Here is a 6,846-nt window from a genome sequence, read left to right as displayed (position 1 = left end):
GAAGCTCGAGGAGGCTCACCGCGCTCCCGCGGAAAGCGAGTCATTCCCCGCAGCCCCATCCACTCAAAAAACATCTCGAAACTGAGTCTTCAAGAATCCTGCCATATTCTTTAATAACTAATATCAACATTAACATAAAAAAACAAGAAGCCCGGTTAGTTTTGGGCTTCTTGTTAGATTAGGAATCTAATACTTATATGATAAAAAACAGAATGCCGACGATGAGAAAAGCCGCGGCAACGACCATTAATATTTTGGCTAAGGTTTCCACTGTCTCTCTCCTTAAATGATATTCGCTCCAATCACATACGAAAGGCCGATGGAAATGACTAAAGAAATGAATCCTACGGCACGGTTGTCATTTGCAATTTCTTCATCGATTTTAAAAGATGGGGTCAAGAATTCAAAAATGAAATAACCGCAAAGGAGAAGAGCAAATCCATACAAGCCCCAGCCCATCGTTTGGGTGAGTGAGTCATTATGTTCAATTGAAAAACGAAAGATGTTTGCAATTCCAAATAGTTTTCCCCCGGTAGCCATCGCTACAGCAATGTTGCCCTTCTTGATTTCTTCCCAGTTATTATAGGAAGTAACGATTTCAAAAATCGCCATGAAAAGAACTAAACACAGGACAACAACACTATAACGAGCGGCGGTTTCCACTAACGTGTATTCCCAAAAATTACTCATTCCTCCGCTCCCTTTTCACGAATTATCGAAACTCAAGGACGGTCACTCCACTTCCACCTTCATTCATGCCTCCTGCCCGATGGCTGGAGATGCTTCGGTGGTTCTTTGCGAAATTTTGAACCGCTGTCCGGAGAGCTCCTGTCCCCTTTCCATGGATAATAGATACTCGTGGATAGCCTGCTAAAAGAGCGTCATCAATATATTTTTCTAAACGGTTCAACGCATCTTCATAGCGTTCGCCACGTAAGTCGAGTTCTGTTTTCACATGGAAGTTCTTCCCTTTGACTGTCGCCATTGGCTTTTCTTTATAAGGTTGCTTTGCCTTTACGAATTCAAGTTCTTTGCGTTTGGCTTTCACTTTCATTACACCAACCTGAACCTGGTATTCATTCTTACCTGTCTGTTCCACTATGGTTCCTTGCTGGTTAAGAGTCAGTAGCTTCACTTCATCTCCAGGGTTCAATTCTCTCGACTCTTTCTTAGGTGCTGGAGCTGCTTTCGGTTTCTTCTTCGCAAGTTCAGGCTGTGCTTCATCAAACATCTTACGAGCTTCAATCCACTCATGTTCTTTCATTTGTGCCTGTGATTTCATGTTCCGTATTTCGCCAACGATCGTTTCTGCTTCTTCTCTGGCCTGGCGAATAGCTTTCTCTGCTTTTTGTTCCGCTTTTTCATATAACTTTTCACGCTGCTCTTCAAATTGGTCCCATTTCTGCTTTAATTCATTTCGAAGCTCTTCTGCTTCTGCGAGGAATCGTTCTGCTTCTTCATAATCCTGCTCTGCTCCCCGCTTCGATTCTTCTAAGGAAGCAATCATATTTTCAACACTCTGAGAATCCACACCGATATGACCTTTCGCAGACTCAATCACAGATTCTCTTAAACCTAGACGCCTGGAAATCTCAAATGCATTACTCCGACCTGGAACGCCAATCAACAAGCGGTAGGTCGGTTTTAGTGTTTGAATATCAAACTCGACAGAAGCGTTGATAACGTCCGGGCGATTGTAGCCATAAGCTTTCAATTCCGGATAGTGCGTCGTCGCGATGACACGGGCCTTCCGGTTGACCACTTCATCTAAGATCGACATCGCAAGAGCCGCTCCTTCTTGCGGATCCGTTCCAGCACCAAGTTCATCAAATAAGACTAAGGACTGGTCGTCCACTTTGTCCAAAATGTCTACGATATTCGTCATATGAGAAGAAAAAGTAGATAAACTTTGTTCGATGGACTGTTCATCCCCGATGTCTGCATAGACTTCTTTGAATACAGCCATCTCACACCCATCCAATGCCGGTACCTGTAATCCGGACTGTGCCATCAGCGTGCATAAACCTACGAGTTTTAGAGTAACCGTTTTTCCTCCTGTGTTCGGTCCAGTAATAACAATCGATGTATAGTCCTTGCCTATTTCGATATCATTCGGAACGACTTCATCTCCCGATATTAGCGGATGTCTTGCTTGTTTCATGTCAATGCGGCCTTCGTCATTCATCTTAGGCATGGCTGCTCTCATCTGCTTACCTAACTTCGCTCTGGCAAACATAAAGTCCATATGCCCTAACACATTCACATTTTCATATAAAGGTTCATGGTTTTCCGCAATCGCATCCGAAAGTTCTTTCAAGATTTTCTCAATCTCATTTTTTTCCTGGACGCGAGCTTCTTGCAGCTGGTTATTCAAGTCAACAACTGTTTGAGGTTCTATGAATAGTGTCGCTCCAGAAGATGATTGATCATGGACAATCCCACCAATGGATCCACGATATTCTTGTTTAACAGGAAGAACATACCGTTCATTTCTTATGGTGACAATGGCATCGGAAAGCATTTTTGATTTAGATTTTGTAAAGGACTCCATTTTGTCCCTTACCCGGCTCTCATAAGTCCGGATTTTCGAACGGATGGATCTCAATTTCTCAGAAGCTCCATCCATAACTCCTCCATGTTCATCGATACAATTTCTGATTTCACTCTCTAGTTCCCTTAATGGAGCGATGGTAGAAACCATATCTCTTAAAATGGGCATTTCGGGTTCTTCCATATCTTCGATGAAGCGCTTCAGTTGTCTGCCTCCATATATCGTACTGGCGACATCCAGACATTCTAATGCGCTTAGCGTGCCGCCAATTGTGGTCCGCTTCAAGCTTGGCTTGATGTCAAATATACCGCCAAGTGGGACATGGCCTTTCAAGCGCAGGACTTGTCCAGCTTCATCCGTCTCCATTTGCAAGTGGCGAACCTCTTCTAAATCAGAAGATGGTTTCAAGGCGGCAGTCTTTTCTTTCCCCAAGGAAGAGGCCGCTTGTTCGTTCAATTGTTCTATGATTTTTTTAAATTCTAGTACATGAAGGATGCGTTGATTCATGTGTAACCGTCTCCTTTATTACTCCTTATGGATCTTGAACTTATCCATCAACTGTTGTTTCGTCCACGTATTGATGACTGTATCTTTTCTCAGCCAACCTTTTCGTGCTGTACCAATTCCTATTTTCATATGCTCCAACATTGAATAACTGTGAGCATCCGTATTAACGGCAATGTTTACGCCCTCTTCCTGTGCTCTCATTAACCATTCCCAACTCAAATCCAATCGGTTAGGGTTCGCGTTAAGTTCAAGGACCGTGCCTGTTCGCTTTGCCCCTTCAATCAATGCTTCAAGGTTCACGTCGTAGCCTTCGCGACGGCCGATTAAGCGTCCGGTCGGATGAGCAATCATATGGACATGAGGGTTTTCGAGGGCATTGGTCAACCTTTCCATAATTTGATCCTGCGATTGCTGAAAGCTTGAGTGGATGGATGCGATGACAAAGTCCATCTCTTTCAAAAACTCATCATCAAAATCCAGTGATCCATCCGGAAGAATATCCATTTCAATACCCGCAAAGATATGGAAATCTTCCATTTCTTCATTCACCTTTTCTATCTCTTTCCTTTGCAAACGTAAACGTTCTTCATTCAACCCGTTTGCTACACGCAAGTATTTCGAGTGATCGGTGATAGCGATGTACTCATACCCTTTTGCTTTTGCTTTCTCTGCCATTTCTTTAATGGACTGTGCTCCATCACTCCAAGTCGAGTGCATATGAAGGTCCCCGCGAATATCATTCAATTCCACGAGTTCAATGGGTTCTTTGAATTTCTCTACTTCCCCATAATTTTCCCTAACTTCAGGAGGGATGAAATGAAGACCAAAATGTTGGAAAAATTCTTCTTCTGTTTCAAACGTTTGGACTTCTCCCGTTTCCGCTTTTTCAATCCCATACTCACTAATTTTCTCATCGTTCTGCTTAGCGAGTTGTCTCATAGCGACATTATGGTCTTTGGACCCTGTGAAATGATGTAAGGTCGAAGCAAATTCTTCTGGTGCAACAATACGGAAATCAATGCCTATATCATAGCCTTCATTGACAACGACAGAAACCTTCGTCTCGCCTGAGGCAACAATCTCTTTTATATCTGGATACGCCAATAGCTCATCTCGAGTTTTAACAGCATTTTCAGACGCAATGATGAAATCTAAATCCTTAATCGTTTCACGCATTCTTCTTAAACTTCCCGCTCTTGAAAAACGTGTGAATGTCTTTCCCTGTTCAAGAAAACGCTCGATTTTTTCTGCTAATGGAAGCATGACAGCAACCGGCAACCGTTCTGGACGCGCTCCTGCATCTTCAATCGCCTTCAACATCTTTTCAGCAGACTTTTTCCCGAAACCATCCAGCGCTTCCACTTTTCCTGCCTCCAGAGCTTCTTTCAATGCCTCTGCATCGGTCACACCTAATTGTTGATAAAGCTTTGCCAATTTCTTTCCGCCGAGACCTGGAAGGTCAAGTAATGGGACAAGGCCGGCCGGAACTTCTGCCTGTAATTGTTTTAATGTATCTGATTCTTCGTTTTCTAAGTATTCATCGATGACAGTTGCCGTGCCTTTTCCGATTCCTTTCATTTTGGTGAAATCATCAATCTCACTTAATGATCTGTCATCACGTTCTAAAGCTTGGGCAGCCTTACGGTAAGCAGATATTTTAAAAGGGTTCTCCCCTTTCAACTCTAAGTAAACAGCAATTTTTTCCAACAATTTAATGACTTGCTTTTTATCGATAGCCATGATTTATCGACTCCTTCACGTTTTATCCTGTTTTCAAGATGAAAAAGAGCCGCCATGATCATAATCATAGCGGCTCCACCTGTACTTTCATCCTAACGTCTTACTCAGCCAGCTACATGTTCAATCCACAGCGTTTTCAATTGTTCTGAAAAGACTGGTGTGTGTTCGATGATCAGCTGTGCAAGAATCGATCCGTCCAAAGCACTTTGCACTCCAGCAAGAGGTACAAGCGCCGCTATGTACAGCACCACGAATAAGATGACATAATTTTCAATAAAGCCTAAAATTCCACCTAACATCGTATTCAAAGAATTCAAGATCGGCAGTTCCGAAACAAAGTCCAACATGGACGCAATAATATGTAAGATGATTTTGGCTCCAAAAAAGATAATGGCAAAAGCAACAGCGTTATAAAAGGCTTGTTCCAAAGGCAGATTTTCTAAGAAGATCGCCCAGGAAGAATCCTGAGGCAGTTCAGGATAAGGTACCCATAACGTCAGTTTCGGCGCGAGGTCATCATAGTAGATAACAGCGAGTACAAAGGCTACAACGAATCCGATGAGATGGAAAAGCTGGAGAATAAAACCTCTTTTCAGCCCTGTTATTACACCAATAAACAAAATAAACAACAACAATAAATCAATCATTTTACCCTCTGTCCTCTTTCTCTTTCTTTTCAATATAATTCATAAGTTCTGTACATTCTTCCTTTAATTTCATATATTCATTCATCGTATTCACAGCGGTCAAAACGGCGAGCTTTGCCGTATCCAGGCTAGGATTTGCTTCGTGGATTTCTCGCATCTTTTGGTCCACCAGACTGGATACCATACGGATATGATGGGGCTCTTCATGACCAACTATAGTGTAAGATCTTTTGTTGATCTCCACTGTAATTCTTTTTTTCTCTTGGTCTGACTGCGACACATTCATACCCCCTAGTTTCTCTCAATCCTAAACTTTATATTAACACGAAGCTTGACAAATAGGAAACCAATATGGATGTTTTTCGCAAATGTTCTCTTTTGTCATCCATTTTGCTATACTAATCCTATCATTTTAGACAGAAAGGAATCCATTATGCCCCAAGTTGTATTGAAATTACCTGCCTCTACACTAGAGAAGATGAAGAAGTATTATGCCTCAAACCAAAAAAACAGTCCACCAGCGGCGTTGTTTGCAGCTAAAACAGCGAGCTGTACGATTACAGCCTACAAATCAGGCAAGGTGCTTTTCCAGGGTCAAAAACCAGAAGAAGAAGCTGAGAAATGGGGAACCGTTTCTTCCACTACCTCCGGAGGTCAGAACAAAAGCAAGAATAAACGCCATGCTTTTCATCCCGATGAACAGCTTTTCGTAAGCTCCCATATAGGATCCGATGAAGCGGGGACAGGAGACTATTTCGGACCCATCACTGTAGCAGCCGCTTTTGTAACGAAAGAACAAATTCCACAGTTGAAAGCGATCGGTGTGAAAGATTCAAAAAACCTTTCGGATGCTCAAATTACCAACCTGGCTAAAGATATTGTAGCTATGAAAATCCCTTACAGTCTACTGAGACTGCCGAATAAAAAATACAACCAATGGCAGAGAAAAGGATGGAGCCAGGGGAAAATGAAAACGATCCTCCACCATCAAGCCTTGAACCGTCTTTTAGAGAAGATTGCACCTGAAAAACCGGATGGAATATTAATTGACCAATTCTCAGAACCACATGTGTACAAAAAGCACTTGAGAAGTGAGAATCAGCAACTTCAAGAACACGTTTACTTTATGACAAAAGCGGAAAGTTATTCGATTGCTGTCGCAACAGCTTCCATCATTGCAAGGTCTGCTTTTGTAAAAGCGATGAACGAGATGGAATTCGATACAGGTCTTCCGATACCAAAAGGAGCCTCCGGAAAAGTGGATCGTGCCGCTGCAGCTATCATTGAAGCCTACGGGGAAGAAAAGCTGGAGGAATTAGCTAAAGTTCACTTTGCCACCACTGAAAAAGCAAAAAAATTCGTTAAATAATCCGATGTTGCTTATACAAAAAGCTCAGAGTT

General features: G+C 42.4%; 6 protein-coding genes. 1 reads left to right on the top strand and 5 read right to left on the bottom strand.

Annotated features, from left to right (window positions below; translation table 11 throughout):
• Positions 1 to 282 precede the first annotated feature (282 nt).
• From BLS23_RS00615 to zapA, 5 genes are all read right to left on the bottom strand, one after another.
• Positions 283 to 690: a DUF350 domain-containing protein gene (locus BLS23_RS00615; protein WP_089650580.1), complete on the bottom strand. Its 408-nt coding sequence runs from the start codon at positions 688 to 690 to the stop codon at positions 283 to 285.
• Positions 691 to 712: 22 nt separating this feature from the next.
• Positions 713 to 3,058: an endonuclease MutS2 gene (locus BLS23_RS00610; protein WP_089650579.1), complete on the bottom strand. Its 2,346-nt coding sequence runs from the start codon at positions 3,056 to 3,058 to the stop codon at positions 713 to 715.
• An 18-nt stretch (positions 3,059 to 3,076) separates the two neighbouring features.
• Positions 3,077 to 4,798 carry a DNA polymerase/3'-5' exonuclease PolX gene (gene polX, locus BLS23_RS00605; RefSeq protein WP_089650578.1) on the bottom strand — a complete coding sequence of 574 codons (1,722 nt, stop codon included), beginning with the start codon at positions 4,796 to 4,798 and terminating at the stop codon, positions 3,077 to 3,079.
• Between the two features lie 104 nt (positions 4,799 to 4,902).
• Positions 4,903 to 5,445: a CvpA family protein gene (locus BLS23_RS00600; protein WP_089650577.1), complete on the bottom strand. Its 543-nt coding sequence runs from the start codon at positions 5,443 to 5,445 to the stop codon at positions 4,903 to 4,905.
• Between the two features lies 1 nt (position 5,446).
• Complete coding sequence (zapA, locus tag BLS23_RS00595) at positions 5,447 to 5,731, bottom strand: cell division protein ZapA (protein ID WP_089650576.1); 285 nt, start codon at positions 5,729 to 5,731, stop codon at positions 5,447 to 5,449.
• Positions 5,732 to 5,878: 147 nt separating this feature from the next.
• Here zapA and rnhC point away from each other — a divergent pair, with 147 nt between their 5' ends.
• Positions 5,879 to 6,814 carry a ribonuclease HIII gene (gene rnhC, locus BLS23_RS00590; RefSeq protein ID WP_089650575.1) on the top strand — a complete coding sequence of 312 codons (936 nt, stop codon included), beginning with the start codon at positions 5,879 to 5,881 and terminating at the stop codon, positions 6,812 to 6,814.
• The last annotated feature ends 32 nt before the right edge of the window (positions 6,815 to 6,846 follow it).

The sequence above is a fragment of the Halobacillus aidingensis genome (assembly GCF_900104185.1).
Lineage (GTDB): Bacteria > Bacillota > Bacilli > Bacillales > Halobacillaceae > Halobacillus > Halobacillus aidingensis.
This window is presented reverse-complemented; position numbering and strand designations above follow the sequence as displayed.

Bases quoted from the DNA above. Each gene is read 5' to 3' on its own strand.
- BLS23_RS00615 (WP_089650580.1), bottom strand. From the start codon at position 690: ATGAGTAATTTTTGGGAATACACGTTAGTGGAAACCGCCGCTCGTTAT.
- BLS23_RS00610 (WP_089650579.1), bottom strand. From the start codon at position 3,058: ATGAATCAACGCATCCTTCATGTACTAGAATTTAAAAAAATCATAGAA.
- polX (WP_089650578.1), bottom strand. From the start codon at position 4,798: ATGGCTATCGATAAAAAGCAAGTCATTAAATTGTTGGAAAAAATTGCT.
- BLS23_RS00600 (WP_089650577.1), bottom strand. From the start codon at position 5,445: ATGATTGATTTATTGTTGTTGTTTATTTTGTTTATTGGTGTAATAACA.
- zapA (WP_089650576.1), bottom strand. From the start codon at position 5,731: ATGAATGTGTCGCAGTCAGACCAAGAGAAAAAAAGAATTACAGTGGAG.
- rnhC (WP_089650575.1), top strand. From the start codon at position 5,879: ATGCCCCAAGTTGTATTGAAATTACCTGCCTCTACACTAGAGAAGATG.